Source organism: Pseudoruegeria sp. SK021 (assembly GCF_002119405.1).
Classification (GTDB): Bacteria; Pseudomonadota; Alphaproteobacteria; order Rhodobacterales; family Rhodobacteraceae; genus Meridianimarinicoccus.
In genome coordinates this window covers 20,164-37,280 of record NZ_MTBG01000009.1, presented here as the reverse complement: position 1 = coordinate 37,280, position 17,117 = coordinate 20,164, and the positions used below count along the sequence as shown (strand labels likewise).

At 59.0% G+C, this 17,117-nt stretch carries 16 protein-coding genes; 10 read left to right on the top strand and 6 right to left on the bottom strand.

What is annotated here, in order from left to right; genetic code table 11:
• Positions 1-62 precede the first annotated feature (62 nt).
• Genes hemW through rph form a run of 3 tightly spaced genes read right to left on the bottom strand, consistent with a single transcriptional unit; the run spans position 63 to position 2,540 of the window.
• Positions 63-1,256, bottom strand: a complete 1,194-nt coding sequence (gene hemW / locus BV911_RS07805) for a radical SAM family heme chaperone HemW (protein ID WP_086053047.1) — start codon at positions 1,254-1,256, stop codon at positions 63-65.
• Positions 1,219-1,830, bottom strand: coding sequence for an RdgB/HAM1 family non-canonical purine NTP pyrophosphatase (gene rdgB / locus BV911_RS07800; protein ID WP_086053046.1), 612 nt, complete (start codon positions 1,828-1,830; stop codon positions 1,219-1,221). Before rdgB ends, hemW begins: the two co-directional genes overlap by 38 nt.
• Complete coding sequence (rph, locus tag BV911_RS07795; RefSeq protein ID WP_086053045.1) at positions 1,827-2,540, bottom strand: ribonuclease PH; 714 nt, start codon at positions 2,538-2,540, stop codon at positions 1,827-1,829. Before rph ends, rdgB begins: the two co-directional genes overlap by 4 nt.
• Before the next feature lie 101 nt (positions 2,541-2,641).
• On the opposite strand from rph, the gene hrcA reads away from it, so the two are divergent.
• A complete protein-coding gene (hrcA, locus tag BV911_RS07790; RefSeq protein ID WP_086053044.1) occupies positions 2,642-3,703 on the top strand; it encodes a heat-inducible transcriptional repressor HrcA in 1,062 nt (353 codons plus the stop codon).
• Between the two features lie 11 nt (positions 3,704-3,714).
• Positions 3,715-4,314 carry a nucleotide exchange factor GrpE gene (locus tag BV911_RS07785; RefSeq protein WP_086053043.1) on the top strand — a complete coding sequence of 200 codons (600 nt, stop codon included), beginning with the start codon at positions 3,715-3,717 and terminating at the stop codon, positions 4,312-4,314.
• Between the two features lie 39 nt (positions 4,315-4,353).
• Here BV911_RS07785 and mutS read toward each other — a convergent pair whose 3' ends face one another.
• The gene (mutS, locus tag BV911_RS07780; RefSeq protein ID WP_086053042.1) at positions 4,354-6,981 is read right to left on the bottom strand and encodes a DNA mismatch repair protein MutS; all 2,628 of its coding nucleotides are present in this window, start codon (positions 6,979-6,981) and stop codon (positions 4,354-4,356) included.
• A gap of 186 nt (positions 6,982-7,167) precedes the next feature.
• On the opposite strand from mutS, the gene BV911_RS07775 reads away from it, so the two are divergent.
• Positions 7,168-9,423, top strand: a complete 2,256-nt coding sequence (locus BV911_RS07775) for an NADP-dependent malic enzyme (RefSeq protein ID WP_086053041.1) — start codon at positions 7,168-7,170, stop codon at positions 9,421-9,423.
• Positions 9,424-9,973: 550 nt separating this feature from the next.
• Positions 9,974-10,501 (top strand): hypothetical protein, encoded by a 528-nt coding sequence (locus BV911_RS07765; RefSeq protein WP_086053039.1) that lies wholly within the window; start codon positions 9,974-9,976, stop codon positions 10,499-10,501.
• A gap of 102 nt (positions 10,502-10,603) precedes the next feature.
• On the opposite strand, the gene msrA is transcribed toward BV911_RS07765, so the two are convergent.
• On the bottom strand, positions 10,604-11,272 hold the full coding sequence (gene msrA, locus BV911_RS07760) for a peptide-methionine (S)-S-oxide reductase MsrA (protein WP_086053038.1): 669 nt from the start codon (positions 11,270-11,272) through the stop codon (positions 10,604-10,606).
• Between the two features lie 246 nt (positions 11,273-11,518).
• Here msrA and BV911_RS07755 point away from each other — a divergent pair, with 246 nt between their 5' ends.
• Entirely contained in the window at positions 11,519-11,860 is a 342-nt protein-coding gene (locus BV911_RS07755) for a DUF2853 family protein (protein ID WP_086053037.1), read from the top strand.
• A 261-nt stretch (positions 11,861-12,121) separates the two neighbouring features.
• On the top strand, positions 12,122-12,988 hold the full coding sequence (locus tag BV911_RS07750) for a BadF/BadG/BcrA/BcrD ATPase family protein (RefSeq protein WP_086053036.1): 867 nt from the start codon (positions 12,122-12,124) through the stop codon (positions 12,986-12,988).
• On the opposite strand, the gene BV911_RS07745 is transcribed toward BV911_RS07750, so the two are convergent.
• Complete coding sequence (locus BV911_RS07745) at positions 12,985-13,821, bottom strand: TIGR00730 family Rossman fold protein (protein WP_086053035.1); 837 nt, start codon at positions 13,819-13,821, stop codon at positions 12,985-12,987. The genes BV911_RS07750 and BV911_RS07745 overlap by 4 nt on opposite strands.
• Before the next feature lie 189 nt (positions 13,822-14,010).
• Here BV911_RS07745 and dapD point away from each other — a divergent pair, with 189 nt between their 5' ends.
• From dapD to BV911_RS07725, 4 genes are all read left to right on the top strand, one after another.
• Positions 14,011-14,838, top strand: coding sequence for a 2,3,4,5-tetrahydropyridine-2,6-dicarboxylate N-succinyltransferase (gene dapD / locus BV911_RS07740; protein WP_086053034.1), 828 nt, complete (start codon positions 14,011-14,013; stop codon positions 14,836-14,838).
• A 10-nt stretch (positions 14,839-14,848) separates the two neighbouring features.
• On the top strand, positions 14,849-15,193 hold the full coding sequence (locus BV911_RS07735) for a hypothetical protein (RefSeq protein WP_086053033.1): 345 nt from the start codon (positions 14,849-14,851) through the stop codon (positions 15,191-15,193).
• 129 nt (positions 15,194-15,322) lie between these two features.
• Positions 15,323-16,468, top strand: coding sequence for a succinyl-diaminopimelate desuccinylase (gene dapE, locus BV911_RS07730; RefSeq protein ID WP_086053032.1), 1,146 nt, complete (start codon positions 15,323-15,325; stop codon positions 16,466-16,468).
• Between the two features lie 4 nt (positions 16,469-16,472).
• Positions 16,473-17,069 carry a DUF2064 domain-containing protein gene (locus BV911_RS07725; protein WP_086053031.1) on the top strand — a complete coding sequence of 199 codons (597 nt, stop codon included), beginning with the start codon at positions 16,473-16,475 and terminating at the stop codon, positions 17,067-17,069.
• The last annotated feature ends 48 nt before the right edge of the window (positions 17,070-17,117 follow it).

The following is a 17,117-nucleotide window of genomic DNA, read 5'->3' as shown; positions in this document are numbered from 1 at the left end:
AGCCCTATCATTCCAGCCGCGACAGCGACCCAACCCAATGAAAACCATAACAGAGCCATCGTCTAGTCGCTCAATAAGTCGCGAAGAATGGCATTCAGGACCATCCGTCCTGCTTGGGTGGCTTGAAGTTGGGAACCGTTTCTTGTCACCAATCCCAGTTCTTCGAGGTCGATAAGCCGTTGATGGGGGAGAACATGGCCCAGTCGTTTAAGGCGCTCCACATCACTGCCCTCAGACAGTCTCAGGCTCATCATCAAGTATTCGGCGGCCTGATCGTCAGCGCTGAGACGTGTTCTTAAAGATTCCCCATTTCCTTTGATCTCAACATCTTGAAGCCATTTTGTTGGGGCTAGATGGGTTTCTGTTGCGTACCTGCCGTCAGCAAGGGTGAGGCGCCCATGTGCGCCGGGGCCGATGCCAATATAATCACCATAGCGCCAATAGATGAGGTTGTGGCGGGATTCGCTGCCGTCTCGGGCGTGGTTAGACACTTCATAGGCGGGCAGGCCATGGTCGTTACAAATCGACTGGGTCAAATCATAGAGATCTGCTGATAGGCTCTCGTCCGGCAGATCTCTCAGCAATCCACGAGCGTGACGGTCCCCAAACGCCGTGCCAGCCTCTACGGTCAACTGGTACATGGACAGATGATCGGGTTGCATCGCCAATGCTTCGGTCAATTCACGACGCCAGCCTTCAAAGGTTTGGCCTTGTCGGGCATAGATCAGATCAAAGCTTACGCGGTCAAAGGTTGACCGGGCAATATCCAATGCCTTTCGGGCTTCGGTCGCAGTGTGAAGTCGACCAAGCCTGCGAAGATCATCGTCTATAAGTGACTGAATTCCTACAGAAATTCTAGAAACTCCAGCATCCCGAAAGCCTTGGAATTTCCCTATTTCGATGGAGGTTGGATTGGCCTCTAGGGTGATCTCTAGGTCATTGGCGACGGGCCAGAGGCGGCGGATCTCGGCGATCAGTTGACCAACGGCGTCGGGGGTCATCAGGCTGGGGGTGCCGCCGCCGAAGAACACGCTTCGAAGGGTTCGGCCTTGAGTAAGCGCGGCATTGCGCCGTAGTTCGGCCAAGTAGGCGCGGGTCCAACGTTCGTGGTCGATGCTGGCGACGACATGGGAATTGAAATCGCAATACGGGCACTTGGCGGCGCAGAACGGCCAATGCAGATACAGGCCGAACCCGCCGGCCTGCCAGTCTTGAAAATCAGTCAAACAAGCCTGCCTGAAGTTGGGCAAAGGCATCTGCACGGTGGCTCATGGCATGTTTGCGCACTGGATCCATTTCTCCGAAGGTTTCAATTTCGCCATTAGGTTGGAAAATCGGGTCAAAGCCAAACCCTTGAACGCCGCGCATCGGCCAAACCAGCCGTCCTGATACGCGGCCTTCGAAGAGGCGGTCCTCGCCATCTGGCCACGCCACACACAGTGTACAACAGAAATGCGCGGTGCGGGGTTCCGAGGCGGCGCGGTCCTCTAGCATTTGCCAGACTTTCGTCATCGCCATCGGAAAGTCACGACCGTTTGGGGTTTCGGCCCAGTCGGCCGTGTACACGCCCGGTGCGCCGTCCAAAGCGTCAACCATGATGCCGCTGTCATCGCTGAGGGCGGGCAGGCCTGTGGCTTGAGCTGCAGCGTGGGCTTTGATCCGGGCATTTCCTGCAAAGGTGCTTTCGGTTTCATCCGGCTCTGGCAGCCCCAACTCTTTTGCGGACACCGCTGTCACCCCGAAGGGGGACAGGAGGGCTGCAATTTCACGCAGTTTACCAGCGTTGTGCGAGGCAATGACAATCCGGTCTTCGGTTAAGCGACGGCTCATCCTTTGACCGCCGCCTGCTGTGTCGCAACCAGATCGGCTGTGCCGGCTTGTGCTAGGTCCAGAAGCTGTCCCATCTGTTCGCGCGAGAACGTGGCGCCCTCGGCAGACATCTGAACTTCAACCAAGCGACCTGAGCCGGTCATGACGAAATTACCGTCGACACCAGCTTCGCTGTCTTCAGGATAGTCCAGGTCCAACAGGGGTTGCCCGGCATAAATGCCACAACTAATTGCAGCGATTGGGTCGGTCAGCGGATCAGAAATGACATCGCCAGCCTTCATCAGCCGATTGACCGCCAGCTTCAGCGCAATCCAACCGCCGGTGATCGAGGCACAGCGCGTCCCGCCGTCGGCTTGAATGACGTCACAATCGATGGTGATTTGGCGCTCGCCCAAGGCAACACGGTCGAGGCCTGCGCGCAAAGAGCGTCCGATCAACCGCTGGATCTCTTGGGTGCGGCCGGACTGGCCATTTTTGGCTTCGCGCCGCATCCGGCTGTGGGTGGCGCGGGGCAGCATGCCGTACTCGGCGGTGACCCAGCCCAATCCAGTATTTTTCAAAAACGGCGGTACGCGGTCTTCCAATGAGGCCGTACATAGGACATGGGTATCGCCCATGCGGATCAAACAAGACCCTTCGGCATGACGGGTCACATCGGTTTCGATCGAAACCGCGCGAAGTTCGTTCAATTTTCGTCCAGAAGGTCGCATGACAAATCCTTGCGTTGCTGTCGCGTTCCCTTATCTTCCGTATGCTGCACAGTTCAAGCCCGCAGGCAGACCATGCATCCAACTGGGGCAAGAAGGTAGGAATGATCGACCAACGCCACATGATTGAGGGATTGAACGACCGCTCGCGCGAGGTTTTCCGCCGAGTCGTCGAAGCCTATCTGAGCAGCGGGGACCCTGTGGGTTCACGCACGTTGACCCGTAGTATGAATGAAAAGGTCAGCGCGGCGACGATCCGGAACGTGATGCAGGATCTGGAATTCATGGGTCTGCTGGGTAGTCCGCACGTCTCGGCGGGACGAATTCCGACGCAAAAGGGGCTTCGGATGTTCGTGGACGGCTTCATGGAGGTCGGAGATCTGACCGAGGCAGACCGCAAGATGATGGACTCCACCATGGGCAATTCCGTCTCGGATGTGGGAACCATGTTGGACAGTATCGGGTCGGCCCTGTCCGGGATCACCCATGGCGCAAGTCTGGTTCTGACCCCAAAACACGAAGCCCAGATCAAACATATCGAGTTTGTCAGTCTGGCTGCGGACCGGGCCCTTGTCGTTTTGGTCTTTGCGGATGGTCAGGTTGAAAACCGGGTCTTTACGCCGACTCCGGGGCAGACCCCGTCCTCGATGCGCGAAGCCGCGAATTTTGTGAACGCCCTTGCCGAGGGTCGGTCCTTGCGGGATCTGCGCCGGGTGATGGAGCATGAGATCAAAAGTCGTCGGCAAGAGATCGATGTCTTGGCGTCAGAATTGGTCGAAAGCGGCCTTGCGGTGTGGGATCAGGTCTCGGAAGGGACCGAGCGTTTGATTGTTCGGGGTCGGTCAAATCTTCTGGATCAGCAATCCGAGCAAGATCTCTCGCGGATCCGGAACCTGTTTGATGATCTGGAACGGAAGCGCGACATCGCAGAATTTCTAGAACTGACCGATGACGGCGAGGGTGTGCGCATTTTTATCGGCTCAGAGAACAAGCTTTTTTCACTTTCGGGTTCCTCTTTGGTAGTCAGTCCATATATGAACGCTGATCGTAAGATAGTGGGTGCGGTCGGGGTCATCGGACCCACCCGTCTGAATTACGGGCGTATCGTACCAATCGTGGATTATACCGCACAGCTGGTCGGAAAACTGATCTCTGACCGGAGCTAAGAGGAGTTGAGATGGCGGAACCGAAGCACAAGGACGTGACGAGCCTGGATGATATCCCGTCTGCCGCTGGAAATCAGGAGCCGATGGATTTGAATTCTCTGGCCGAAGAAACTGTGGATTACGCGTCTGAGGATCGGCTGACGGCCGAACTGGAACAAGCGCTGGCCGAACGCGATGAAATGCGCGACCGGTTCATGCGTGCGTTGGCGGATGCGGAAAACGCCCGCAAGCGCAGTGATCGCGATCGGCGCGAGGCCGAGCAATTTGGCGGGTCGAAATTGTCTCGTGACATGCTGCCGGTCTATGACAATCTGGTGCGGGCACTGGATGCGGCACCAGAGTCTGACGAGAACACCAAGGCGCTGTTGGAAGGGGTGCGGCTGACGCTGCGCGAACTTCTGAACATCTTCACGAAGCACGGGATCACGCCGATCGTGCCTGAAATCGGGGATCGTTTCGATCCGCAGTTGCATCAGGCGATGTTTGAAGCACCGGTGCCGCAGACCAAAGCCGGGGACATCATTCAAGTGATGACCCAAGGCTTTTTGCTGCATGACCGTCTGCTGCGTCCGGCCCAAGTCGGTGTGTCGTCGACCCCTGCAGGGTCCTGATACACGCAACAGAAGACCACTGATCCGGACGCCGCCGGATCAGTGCTGGTTTGGCCCTGCAAGCGATTTTAGTTCGTACAGCAGGGCAAGTGCGTCTAGCGGGGTCATTTGATCCGGCTGGACGTCTGATAGACGGATCGTGACGGGATCCGGCGCGGCGTTGGGTGCGGGCTCTGCCGGAAGGCGCGTTGCGAACAGCGGCAAGTCATCAATCATCGGCGTGCGTTTGCCGCCTTCCCGGTCGCCTTTTTCCAGCGTTTCAAGCACTGCCCGAGCGCGTGCAACCACGACCGCAGGCAGACCGGCCAACTTGGCCACCTGCACCCCATAACTGCGATCTGCGGCACCGGGCCGGACCTCGTGCAGGAAAATCACATCGCCTTCCCATTCCTTGACCGCCACTGTGGCATTGCTGGCATTGGCCAACTTGTCGGCCAGTGCGGTCAGTTCGTGGTAATGGGTGGCGAACAGCGCCCGGCACTGGTTGCCATCGTGCAGATGCTCAAGGGTGGCCCATGCGATTGACAGGCCATCATAGGTGGCGGTGCCGCGTCCGATTTCGTCCAGAATAACCAAGGCTCTGGCATCGGCCTGATTCAGGATGGCCGCCGTTTCCACCATCTCCACCATAAAGGTGGACCGGCCCCGGGCCAGATCATCCGCCGCGCCGACCCGACTGAACAGTTGCGATACCAGTCCGATATGAGCCCGTGTCGCCGGAACGAAGGCCCCGGCTTGGGCAAGCAGCGCAATCAACGCATTCTGCCGCAACCATGTGGATTTCCCGGCCATATTCGGGCCGGTCAGAAGGCAGATCGCCGCGCCATTTTCAGCAGACAGGGTACAGTCATTGGCAACGAACGACGCGCCGGATTGCCGACGCAATGCCGCTTCGACAACCGGATGGCGCCCTGCGGTGATGTCGAACGCGCGGCTGTCATCCACCACAGGGCGGCACCAGTCGGCCTCGGCTGCGAGATCGGCCAATGCTGCCGACAGATCTATTTCTGCCAAGGCCCGCGCCGCCGCGCCAATCGCCGTGGCATGATCAAGGCAAGCGCGGCTCAGTTCAGTGAAAAGCCGCTTCTCGATCTCCAGCGCTTCGCTGCCGGCGCTGAGGATCCGCCGTTCCAGATCGGACAGTTCGACCGTAGTGAAGCGGACGGCATTGGCGGTGGTCTGCCGGTGGATAAACGTCTCGGAGAGCGGGGGCGCCAGCATTTTCGCCGCATGGGTCGCGGTGGTTTCAATGAAATAGCCCAGCACGTTGTTGTGCTTGATTTTCAGGGCCCCAATGCCGGTGTCCGCGCTGTACGTCGCTTGCAGGCGGGCGATGATGCCGCGACCTTCATCGCGCAGGGTACGTGCGTCATCAAGAGCAGGGTCGTGGCCCGTTGCGATGAAACCGCCATCGCGGGTCAACAGTGGGGGTTCAGCCACCAGAGCGGCATCCAGAAGCGCGTGCAGTGCGCTATGGCCGGTCAGGCTGTCGCTTGCGTCGCGTAGGCGGCTTGGCAAGTCTAGGCCCGATAACATTTGTGCAATCCGGTCCGCCTGTTCCAGCCCATCACGCAGGGAGGTCAGGTCACGGGGACCGCCGCGTTCTAGCGACAACCGGATCAGGGCACGGTCCATATCTGGCACGCGGCGCAGGGCGGTTCGCAGATCGTCGCGCAGGGTTGGGGTTTTTCGTAGATGGTCCAAGGCGTCATGGCGGCTGTGAATTTCGGCCAGATCGCAGGACGGGCTCGACAGGCGTCGGTCCAGCAAGCGCGCGCCTGCGGCGGTAATGGTCCGGTCGATGGCTTGAATAAGGGATCCGTCGCGCCCCCCAGACAGGCTGTGGGTGATTTCCAGATTGCGCCGGGTGGCGGCGTCGATCTGCATCGCCCCACCGACATCTTCGCGCACCGGTGGGCGGATCAGCGGAAGATTGCCTTTCTGGGTCAACTCCAGATAGTCCAGCAATGCCCCCAAGGCCGACAGTTCAGCGCGGCTGAAGGTGCCGAACCCATCTAACGACGAGACCCCGAATAGCGCGCAGAGACGGGCTTCACCGCCGCTGCTGTCGAAACTAGAGGCGCCAAGGCAGGTCACGGCGCATCCGGCCTCGCGGGCGATTTCGGCTAAAACCGGTTCGGTGGCGTCAGTACAGAGCACTTCGCGCGGCGTCAGGCGGGCGATCATCGGTGACAGCATCACGCGCGGGCAAGGCGCGACTTGTTGTTCGCCGGTTGAAATGTCGATCCAAGCCAACGCGCCACTGCCGCGAACTTCGGTCCATGCGGCAAGGTAATTGTGCCGCCGCGCCTCCAGCAGGCTGTCTTCGGTCAAGGTGCCGGGGGTCGCAAGCCGGGTCACGCCGCGATGCACGACAGATTTGCTGCCCCGTTTGCGGGCTTCGGCCGGGTCTTCCAGTTGCTCACAAATCGCCACGCGAAAGCCTTTGCGCAGCAGCGTTTGCAAATAGCCTTCGGCCGCGTGAACCGGCACGCCGCACATCGGAATATCGGCATCGTCATGCTTGCCGCGTTTGGTTAACGCGATATCAAGCGCTGCTGCTGCCGCCACCGCATCGTCGAAGAACATCTCGTAAAAATCGCCCATCCGGTAAAACAGAAGCGCGTCGGTATGCTCGGCTTTGATGTCCAGATATTGCGCCATCATTGGCGTCATGTCGGCCCCCTGAAGGTTGGCCCATTGTGGACCGGGTTTCGCGCGGTTGTAGATCACCTACCCGGATGGAAAAACCGGAAATCGACCCGATTGCCGGGATTGCTGCTGTCGGGTGGCGATTGGGAAGACAGCGGGCCTCGAATATGTAAACTGGGCACCTGGGGAGGAGCCATGTCCATGTCGAACACCAAAGTCACGTCCGAAGAGGCGCTGTCGTTTCACCGCCTGCCGCAACCCGGCAAATGGGAAATTCAGCCCACAGTCCCGATGAGCACCCAGCGGGATTTGTCGCTGGCCTATTCACCGGGGGTCGCAGAGCCGTGTCTGGCCATCGCCGAAGACTCGCATTTAGCCTATGAATACACCAACAAAGGCAACCTTGTGGCGGTGATATCGAACGGCACCGCGGTGCTGGGACTTGGCAATCTTGGGGCGCTTGCCTCCAAGCCGGTGATGGAAGGCAAGGCGGTTCTGTTCAAGCGGTTCGCGGATGTGAACTCGGTGGATATTGAGCTGGATACCGAGGATCCAGAAAAGTTCATCGAAGCCGTCAAGTTGATGGGGCCATCCTTTGGTGGGATCAATCTGGAGGACATCAAGGCACCGGAATGTTTCATCATTGAGCAGCGCCTTAAGGATGAGATGAACATCCCGGTGTTTCACGATGATCAGCATGGCACGGCGGTCATCTGTGCTGCGGGCCTGATTAACGCGCTTTATCTCAGCGGGAAGAAGATTGAGGATGTTCGGATCGTGCTGAACGGCGCCGGGGCTGCCGGGATTGCGTGCATCGAGCTTCTGAAAACCATGGGTGCCCGGCATGATAATTGTATTGTCTGTGACACCAAAGGGGTGATTTATCAGGGCCGGACCGAAGGCATGAACCAGTGGAAGTCCGGGCATGCGGCCAAAACCGACGCCCGAACGCTGGAAGATGCCATGGTGGGCGCCGATGTGTTTCTGGGCGTTTCAGCCAAGGGCGCGGTGACACCTGAGATGGTGGCGAACATGGCTGACAATCCGGTAATTTTCGCTATGGCCAACCCGGACCCGGAAATCACCCCGGAAGCGGCGCACGAAGTTCGGCTTGATGCGATCGTGGCAACTGGGCGGTCCGACTATCCCAATCAGGTCAACAATGTTCTTGGTTTTCCGTATCTGTTTCGCGGCGCTTTGGATATTCACGCCCGAGCCATCAATGATGAGATGAAGTTGGCCTGCGCGCGGGCCTTAGCCGAACTGGCGCGCGAGGATGTTCCAGACGAGGTTGCGGTTGCGTATGGTCGCAAGCTGTCATTCGGGCGCGACTATATCATTCCGACACCGTTTGATCCGCGTTTGATCTGGCGGATCCCGCCAGCCGTGGCTCGCGCCGGGATGGCCACCGGGGTGGCGCGACGTCCGATTGAGGATATGGACGCCTATGAGCACAGCTTGAAAGCGCGGATGGATCCCACCGCGTCGATCCTTGAGGGCTTGCATGCGCGGGCGCGGCAGGCGCAGGCCTCGATGATTTTCGCAGAGGGCGACGATATTCGGGTTCTGCGTGCTGCGGTGGCCTATCAGCGTGCCGGGTTGGGGCGGTCGATCGTGGTTGGCCGCGAGGCGGACGTGAAAACCAAGTTGGAAGCGGCAGGTCTGGGCGATGCCGTGCGGGAAATCCGGGTCGTGAACGCGGCGAATACGACCCATTTGGCAACCTACAAGGCATTTCTCTATGAGCGATTGCAGCGCCGGGGTTATGACCGGAATGATATTCACCGGCTGGCCTCGCGCGATCGGCATGTCTTTTCGGCACTGATGCTGGCACATGGTCATGGCGATGCTTTGGTGACGGGTGCGACCCGGAAATCCGCCTATGTCCTCGATATGATCAACTATGTCTTCGATGCTGACGCTGCCCACGGGGCTGCGGGGGTGACGGCGCTGTTGCATAAGGGGCGGATCGTGATGATCGCGGACACTTTGGTGCATGAATGGCCATCAGAAGTGGATTTGGCGAATATCGCCGAACGTGCCGCCGAGGTGGCGCGATCCTTCGGGTTGGAGCCACGTGTGGCGTTCGTCAGCTTCTCGACCTTCGGCTACCCGAACTCTGAGCGGGCCGAGAAAATGCACGCGGCGCCGCGTATCTTGGAAACGCGCGGGGTGGATTTCGAATTTGAAGGCGAAATGACGGTGGACGTCGCCCTAAACCCAGAGGCGCAGAAGGCCTATCCGTTTTCGCGTCTCACCGGTCCGGCCAATATCCTGATCGTGCCGGCGCGCCATTCGGCCTCAATTTCAGTCAAGCTGATGCAGGAGATGGCCGGCGCAACCGTGATCGGTCCGATCCTCACAGGTGTCGACAAGCCCATTCAGATTTGTAGCACCGGATCGACCGAGAACGACATCCTGAACATGGCCGTTGTCGCCGCGTCCAATCTGGACTGAATGCCGTAAACCGGCCTTTCTGCTGCGGTGAAGGGAGGACCGCAGCAGGAGGGTGGCGATGATTTTGATTCCGTCGGTCGCGCAGGTGCCCCACAATCCCGCTGGCGTTCTCATTAAGTATTTGAAATTACGATATTTTAGAAATTCCTTGATCACGAAACTTGTGAGCACCGTGTCGTTTCCGCAGGGAATTGTGACACCCGGCAGGTTCCGCCGCCAAGAGTTGTTAATATTTGGCGACGAATTTGCAGGCGAAAACTTATATAACACACTGATACTTCCCATATAATTTTGAAAATTCGGAAAATTGGCACGCAAAATAATTGTGCTTCTCGGACTGATACTCTCATCTTTTTAATGTGATGTGCATTTACGCACAGATCGGGGGCTCAGGATCTGCGGTTTTTAAAGTCCTGCCGATGATCCAAATACCTTTCAACGACGCATGAAACGGCCACGGACGGTCGCAGACAGCGCCGTCCAAGATGAGGCCGGATGCCTCGATGAAATCGACGTGCCGATCGTGGCATGTTACTGAAAGGACTATAAAATGTTTAAGAAATCCACACTCGCTGCTCTTGCTCTTGCTGTAACCACCGGCGCAGCTTTCGCTGCCAACGGAGCGGATCAACTGGCTCTGAATGTCGGCGTTGAACCGGGCGCCTATTCCTTGGCTGATCTGGTCGCTTTGAAAAGCGCGGATCAAGATTCCCAATCGCGCAAATCGATCCCTTATATCTTGGAAAACGGCGCAAACGGCACTGTTACCCGCGGCACCACTGCTGACAACGCGCAGTTGTCTGGCGCACTTGGCGTAACGCCCAGTGCTTACTCCACCTTTGAGCTGACAGCGATCAAGGCTGCTGTGAACGATGGCAACGACGAAGAAGCGCGTTACTACACCGACGGCGGCTATGCCCGCAGCACCGGCGCGATCTCGGCATCCGACACGGCCTACCAGGGTCTGGAAGCAACGCTGAACATCAACGCTGACGATTACACCCTTGCCGAACTGATCATCCTTCAGGATGCAGTTCAGGAAAACGACACCTCGCTGGTTCGCGCGTTCTTGAAGTAATAAAACTGGGTCATGAAACCGGTGCGGTCGAACCCGCGCCGGTCCCAGATAGAAAACGGCCCGCACCCCTGTGCGGGCCGTTTTTTTGCGTAGCGGGCTGACTTAAAGACCGGCGAAGGGGGCGGCATCCCCCCACAGCGCTTTGATGCGCTGGTCGCGGCCACAGCCATCGCGATACTTCTTATAGGCGGCGGCCTTGCTAACCGGGCCAAAGCGGGTCAGGACCAGATCATCCTTTTTATAGTAATCTTGATGGTAGTCTTCGGCTGGATAGAAGGGCGCGGCCGGCAGAACCGCAACCTCGACCTTGTCGACCCCCAGATCAGAGGCGGCTGTCTGAAGCGCTGCAGTGGCCGCCCGTTTTTCCCCCGCGGTGGCCGGGAACAGCGCGGGCGCGTAGACAGCACCCCGGTCACAGAACTGTCCGCCGCCATCCAGCGGATCGATGGACCGCAGGAACAAATGCAGGATCTGGGGATAGCTGATCACGTCGGGATCATAGGTGATCTCGACGACTTCCAGATGGCCGGTGCCGCCGCGCGAGACCTCTTTATAGGTGGGATTTGCTGCCTTTCCGCCAGCATAGCCCGAAACGACGTCGGTCACGCCTTTGACGTGCTCGAAATCTGCCTCGACGCACCAAAAGCAGCCTCCAGCAACAACCGTAGTTTCCAGTGGTGCCGCACGGACCTGCGAACCGACCAGCGTGGCTCCTGCGGCAATCGTTATAGCAACGGCCAGCGGTTTGAGGGAATTCAGGGTTCGATACATGACTTGTCCTCCTTGGGGATACTGAAGTCTGTGCTGCTGCATGGCAGCGGCGCAATCCATTGCTTTGGATTGTCACGCAGGCGTGCGCGGGTTTGACCGCCCGTGTCCAAGAACGGGCCGTGGTTGATGGGGAACTTGGCAATATTGGCGCTAACCTAGAAGCTTTGCCTTTGCCAACCGGCGGATACATGGTTCAAATGGTTTGAACACACGCGGTTTCAAGCAACCTATGAGAGGACACGACACATGAGCAAACGCGACGATCTGATTGCCCTTTATGCCGAAGACCTGCAAACAAAGTGCAAAATGACGCCGGATATGGATCTTCTGACGAAGGTGACAATCGGGTGCGGACCGGCTATTTATAACGCGGATTCGTCGACCGTCGCGGCATTAGATGCCGCCGAGTTGGAGCGGGTCAAGGCCAATTTCCTGATCAAGAAGCTTGGGTTGCCAGATGGCCCTGATCTGATGGCTGGCATCGATGCGGCCGTTGAAACCTATGGGAAATCCGAACGCAGCAAGTATCGGGCCGTGATGTACTATCTGCTCACCAAGCATTTCGGAAAAGAAGCGGTTTACGGATAAGTTTCGTTTAATTTTAGAGGCTTGGAATTTGCGTTTTTGCAGATCGTGCGGTAGGAATACTGTGTCTGGTCAGGATGACTTGGACCCAAAATTCCGAAACACGTGTGGTGCGAAAGCGCGTGGGGTGAAGAAGGGTTCCGGGGGGTCGGAACCCTTCATTTTCTGTGGCCGACATACGCCAGCCCAAAAGAACAGGCGGATTGCCTGTGCGGCCGCGCTCATATCCTCCCAAGTTCTGATCTGTTCAGGTAGAGTGCTGGCATGATGATGAATGACCCAAATATGGTGATCGCTGTAGATGGCGGCGGCAGTGGCTGTCGCGCTGTTCTGTGGCGGGAAGGCTGTGACCCTGTTTTCGCCACCGGCGGGCCTGCTAATATTACCACCGATTTACAGGCGGCCATTGCGTCCCTTGCCGGACTTTTGGACGTTGTGACATCGCAGGCTGGCTTGCCATTCCTGTCCGCAGCAGTCGCGCGGGTGCATCTGGCGCTGGCTGGTCGCGGCGACCACAGCGTCGATACTATTCTTGCAGAGCGACTTGGACTGACGCGTCTGAGTGTTTCTGACGACCAGATCAGTACGGTCGTAGGGGCCCTAAGTGCGCGGGACGGGGCTGTTGCCGGCATTGGTACCGGATCGTTTCTGGCAGTGCAAATTTCAGAAAAAGTTTTATTTTCAGGTGGATGGGGTCCGGTTATCGGGGATCAGGCGTCGGGCCATTGGCTTGGAAGGTCTGTACTTGAGCAAAGCCTTCTTGCCCATGATGGTTTAATCGCAGCCTCGGCGCTGACACGGAATATAATGGACCTGTACGGCGGTGCGCCCCTTGGATTGGTGCGGTTTGCATCGACGGCGCGTCAGTCCGATATTGCAGGCCTTGCGCCGATGGTGGTGGAATACGCGCAATCCGGTGATCCGGTCGCACGGGGACTGATGCAGCGCGGTGGGCGCTATATTATGGACGGGCTTACCGCACTTGGCTGGCGCCCCGGTCAGCGCCTGTGCCTTTGTGGCGGGCTGAGCGCGGAATACGCGGATTATCTGCCCGAAGCGGTGCAGGCGGGGTTGGCCGCCCCGGATGGGACGGCGCTGGATGGTGCATTGCGGCTGGCGCGTCAAGGTTAGACGGTGGTCTCTGTCGGATCCGGGACGCCGGCTGCGTCGATAATGGCCACGGCTTCGGCCGCAGTATCGACGAAATGAAACAGGCCAAGGTCTGCGTCTGAGATGGTTCCAGCTTCGGCCAATGCCTGCCAATTGATGATCTTGCGCCAGAACTCTTCGCCGAACAGCAGAATTGGCACAGGGGCCATGCGGCCGGTCTGAATCAGGGTCAGTGTTTCGAACAGCTCATCAAGGGTGCCGAACCCGCCCGGAAAGACGGTGATCGCAGAGGCCCGCATCAGGAAATGCATCTTGCGCACGGCGAAATAGTGAAAGTTGAAGCTTAGATCCGGGGTAACATAAAGGTTCGGGGCCTGTTCGTGAGGCAAGACAATGTTCAAGCCGATGGAAATGCCGCCGGCGTCAAGTGCGCCCAGATTGCCCGCTTCCATCACCCCCGGGCCGCCGCCCGTGACGATGACATGCTCTTGATTGCCAGTTTTCAGACTTTTTTCCGTCATCAGGCGGGCGAAGGTCCGCGCCTCGGTATAAAAATGGGACAACCGGCCGAGGTTTTCAGTACGGGCCGCGTCTGCATTTTCTGGGGCGGGAATGCGCGCGCCGCCGAACATCACAACCGTCGACACGATGCCGCGTTCATCCAAGGCGATCTGGGTTTTCAGCAGTTCCAGTTGCAGGCGGACGGGGCGCAGGTCTTCGCGGCACATAAAGTCGGTGTCGGTAAAGGCGAGACGATGGGTGGGCGAGCGGGTTTGAGGCGTGTCCGGGATCGCGCGCGCACGTTCCATGTCCTCATGCGCGTCGGGAAGGGGATGAACCTTATGATCTGTCATAATTGCCCTTTCTAGCTGCATCTTGTGGTGCAGTGCCGAACCCTGACCTAGTGCCTTTACAGCAGTGTGGCCAGCGTAAAGCCAGAAGGTTCTCTGGCATGACTTGCCTAACTTGGGCTTGCATTGCGCCGATCCCAGACTGCGCGTATAGCGACACAATAGAAATCAGCCTTTAACGGGAGGCAAAATATGTCGAACGCAGCATTGGAAACCGCGATTGAAGCCGCTTGGGAAGACAGGGACGCGATCACGCCCGAGACCAAGGGGACCGTGCGCGATGCCATTGAAGAAACGCTGGACGCCTTGGATAGCGGCAGCTTGCGGGTGGCTGAACCTGGCGCAGACGGCAAGTGGACCGTCAACCAATGGGCCAAGAAAGCTGTTTTGCTTGGGTTTCGTCTGAAAGACATGGACCTTCAAGAAGGTGGCCCGCAGGGCGGCACTTGGTGGGATAAGGTTGACAGCAAGTTCGCGGGCTGGGGCAAGAAAAAGTGGAAAAAGGCCGGGTTTCGCGCCGTTCCCAACTGTATTGTCCGCAAATCGGCTTACATCGCGCCGGGCGTGGTTTTGATGCCGTCCTTCGTCAATCTGGGGGCCTATGTTGATACTGGCACCATGGTTGATACGTGGGCGACGGTGGGCTCCTGCGCCCAAATCGGCAAGAATGTGCATCTGTCCGGCGGTGTCGGCATTGGCGGCGTTCTTGAGCCGATGCAGGCTGGCCCGACGATCATTGAAGACAACTGCTTCATCGGGGCGCGGTCAGAGGTGGTTGAGGGCTGTATCATCCGCGAAGGATCGGTTTTGGGGATGGGTGTCTACATCGGCCAGTCAACCAAGATCGTCGATCGCGCCACGGGTGAAGTCACCTATGGCGAAGTGCCTGCCGGATCGGTTGTGGTGTCTGGCACCTTGCCGTCGACGAACGGGGTCAGCCTGTATTGCGCGGTGATCGTGAAACGGGTGGATGCAAAGACCCGGTCGAAGACCTCGATCAACGATTTGCTACGCGATTGAGGTCGGGCGCATGACCGAGGACATCGACGTCAAACCAAAGCGGCCGCGTGCAGTCTACACCTTGCTGGTCGAAGTCGGTCGCAAGACCGGTGACGGCCTGCCCAAAGGGGCGACAGGGGCCGCATTGATGTGCTATTGCGCTGGTGTCGACGAAGCCGAGGCCGTGCGTGAAACTGTGGCAATCCTCAAGCAGGCCGATCTCGCCCCTTTGGATGTCACGGGCTACGGCACCTTGGATGAGCGTCTGGAAGAGGGTCATGACATCGACGAGGACGAGCGCGGATTAATGGCACGGGCGCTTGACGAAAACTCGGTCATTGTCGCGCAGGTGACGCCCTTTTTCGACAAGGCGTGATCTTTTAGCGCGCTGCGCTTGGTCGGAGCAGCAGAGAGTTCTCTTGGGCCGGGCGCTTTGCCGGTTGGCCCAAGATCCGTTGCGCGGCACCAGAGGCTGCGCTAGGCCGGGGGCAAAGGAGAGCCGCCCGTGACCCATATTGACCCCGTAGACCTGACCGCCCGCCTGATCCGATGCCCGTCGGTGACCCCAGAAGACGGGGGCGCATTGGACTTGTTGCACGATGTCCTGACGGATGCGGGCTTTGCCTGCACGCGGGTGGATCGGGGCGGAATTTCCAATCTCTTTGCGCGATGGGGGTCCAAGGGGCATCCGCGAAGCTTTGGCTTCAATGGGCATACCGATGTGGTGCCTGTGGGCGATGCGGCGGCGTGGACCTGCGATCCGTTTCAGGCCGAAATCCGGGACGGCATGATGCTGGGCCGCGGTGCCGTGGATATGAAATCCGGGGTTGCGGCCTTTGTTGCGGCAGCGGTCCAACTGGTCACGGGCACCCCGCCAGACGGCGCGGTCATTCTGGCCATCACCGGCGATGAAGAGGCCGATGCAATAGATGGCACCCGGGCATTGCTGGACTGGATGGACGCGGCGGGCGAAGCGATGACCGTCTGTCTGGTGGGCGAGCCGACCTGCCCAGACCGGCTGGGCGAGATGATCAAGATTGGGCGGCGCGGCTCAATGAATATCTTTTTTACCGCCACCGGGGTACAGGGGCACGCGGCCTATCCGCATCGGGCCAAGAATCCTGTGCCCGCCTTGGCGCGACTGGTGGATCGACTGGCACAGGCCCGCCTTGACGACGGCACGGCGCAGTTCGATCCGTCGACCCTTGCGGTGACGACGTTTGACACCGGAAACCCCGCCACCAACGTGATCCCCGCCCAATGCCGCGCGACGGTCAATATTCGCTTTAATGATGCCCATAGCAGTAGCACCCTGACGGAGTGGCTAGAGCAACAGCGCGCCGCGATTGTCGACGAGACTGGGATTGAAATCGACGTGCGGGTTGCGGTGTCGGGAGAAAGTTTTGTCACTCCGCCGGGGACCCTTTCTGATCTGGTGGCGACGGCGGTGACGGCAGAAACTGGTCTGGTGCCGGTGCTGTCGACCTCTGGGGGCACGTCTGACGCCAGATTCGTTCAACGCCATTGCCCGGTGGTGGAATTTGGCCTGGTGGGGCGCAGCATGCATCAGGTGGATGAACAGGTTGAGGTGGCACAAATCCTGGCACTAACGGCGATCTATGGCCGCATTTTAAGAGATTACTTTGCCTGAGCGGATGCGCCCCCGTCTGGTGGTGATGCTGAAAGAGCCGCATCCGGGCCGGGTGAAAACACGGCTGGGGCGGGATATCGGCATGGTGCGTTCCGCGTGGTGGTTCCGGCATCAGGCGGCGGGGTTGCTGCGACGGTTGCGTGATCCACGCTGGGACCTTGTCCTTGCGGTGTCGCCGGATCGTGAGGGCTGCCTTAGTCGGGTCTGGCCCGAGGATCTGCCACGCTGGCCGCAAGGGCACGGCGATCTGGGCGACCGGATGGCGCGGATATTCCGCCAGATGCCGGGCGGGCCGGTTGCGATCATTGGTGCGGATATTCCGGCTGTTGGCAAAGGGCATGTGGCGCGGGCTTTTGCGGCGCTTGGCCGGGCAGAGGCCGTGGTCGGGCCTGCCCCGGATGGCGGCTATTGGCTGATCGGGCTGGCCCGGCGTCGGGGGATCCCGCCCGGTTTGTTCAAAGGGGTTCGATGGTCGACCGATCACGCCCTTGACGATACCTGTGCCACGCTGCCCGGGCACCGGATCGCGGGCATCGATGTCTTATCCGATGTCGATACGGTGGCCGACCTGCCGCGTCGTCGGTTGCCGAAAAGGACGTAAATCCCCAGACCGTCGCCGCTTTCCCGGTGACGGCTGTTTGGCTTTCTG

Coding starts and splice junctions, on each gene's coding strand:
- hemW (WP_086053047.1), bottom strand. CDS start 1,256: ATGCCTTTGCCCAACTTCAGGCAGGCTTGTTTGACTGATTTTCAAGAC.
- BV911_RS07750 (WP_086053036.1), top strand. CDS start 12,122: ATGATGATGAATGACCCAAATATGGTGATCGCTGTAGATGGCGGCGGC.
- rph (WP_086053045.1), bottom strand. CDS start 2,540: ATGCGACCTTCTGGACGAAAATTGAACGAACTTCGCGCGGTTTCGATC.
- msrA (WP_086053038.1), bottom strand. CDS start 11,272: ATGTATCGAACCCTGAATTCCCTCAAACCGCTGGCCGTTGCTATAACG.
- BV911_RS07785 (WP_086053043.1), top strand. CDS start 3,715: ATGGCGGAACCGAAGCACAAGGACGTGACGAGCCTGGATGATATCCCG.
- BV911_RS07775 (WP_086053041.1), top strand. CDS start 7,168: ATGTCGAACACCAAAGTCACGTCCGAAGAGGCGCTGTCGTTTCACCGC.
- BV911_RS07765 (WP_086053039.1), top strand. CDS start 9,974: ATGTTTAAGAAATCCACACTCGCTGCTCTTGCTCTTGCTGTAACCACC.
- BV911_RS07735 (WP_086053033.1), top strand. CDS start 14,849: ATGACCGAGGACATCGACGTCAAACCAAAGCGGCCGCGTGCAGTCTAC.
- BV911_RS07745 (WP_086053035.1), bottom strand. CDS start 13,821: ATGACAGATCATAAGGTTCATCCCCTTCCCGACGCGCATGAGGACATG.
- BV911_RS07755 (WP_086053037.1), top strand. CDS start 11,519: ATGAGCAAACGCGACGATCTGATTGCCCTTTATGCCGAAGACCTGCAA.
- hrcA (WP_086053044.1), top strand. CDS start 2,642: ATGATCGACCAACGCCACATGATTGAGGGATTGAACGACCGCTCGCGC.
- BV911_RS07725 (WP_086053031.1), top strand. CDS start 16,473: ATGCGCCCCCGTCTGGTGGTGATGCTGAAAGAGCCGCATCCGGGCCGG.
- mutS (WP_086053042.1), bottom strand. CDS start 6,981: ATGATGGCGCAATATCTGGACATCAAAGCCGAGCATACCGACGCGCTT.
- rdgB (WP_086053046.1), bottom strand. CDS start 1,830: ATGAGCCGTCGCTTAACCGAAGACCGGATTGTCATTGCCTCGCACAAC.
- dapD (WP_086053034.1), top strand. CDS start 14,011: ATGTCGAACGCAGCATTGGAAACCGCGATTGAAGCCGCTTGGGAAGAC.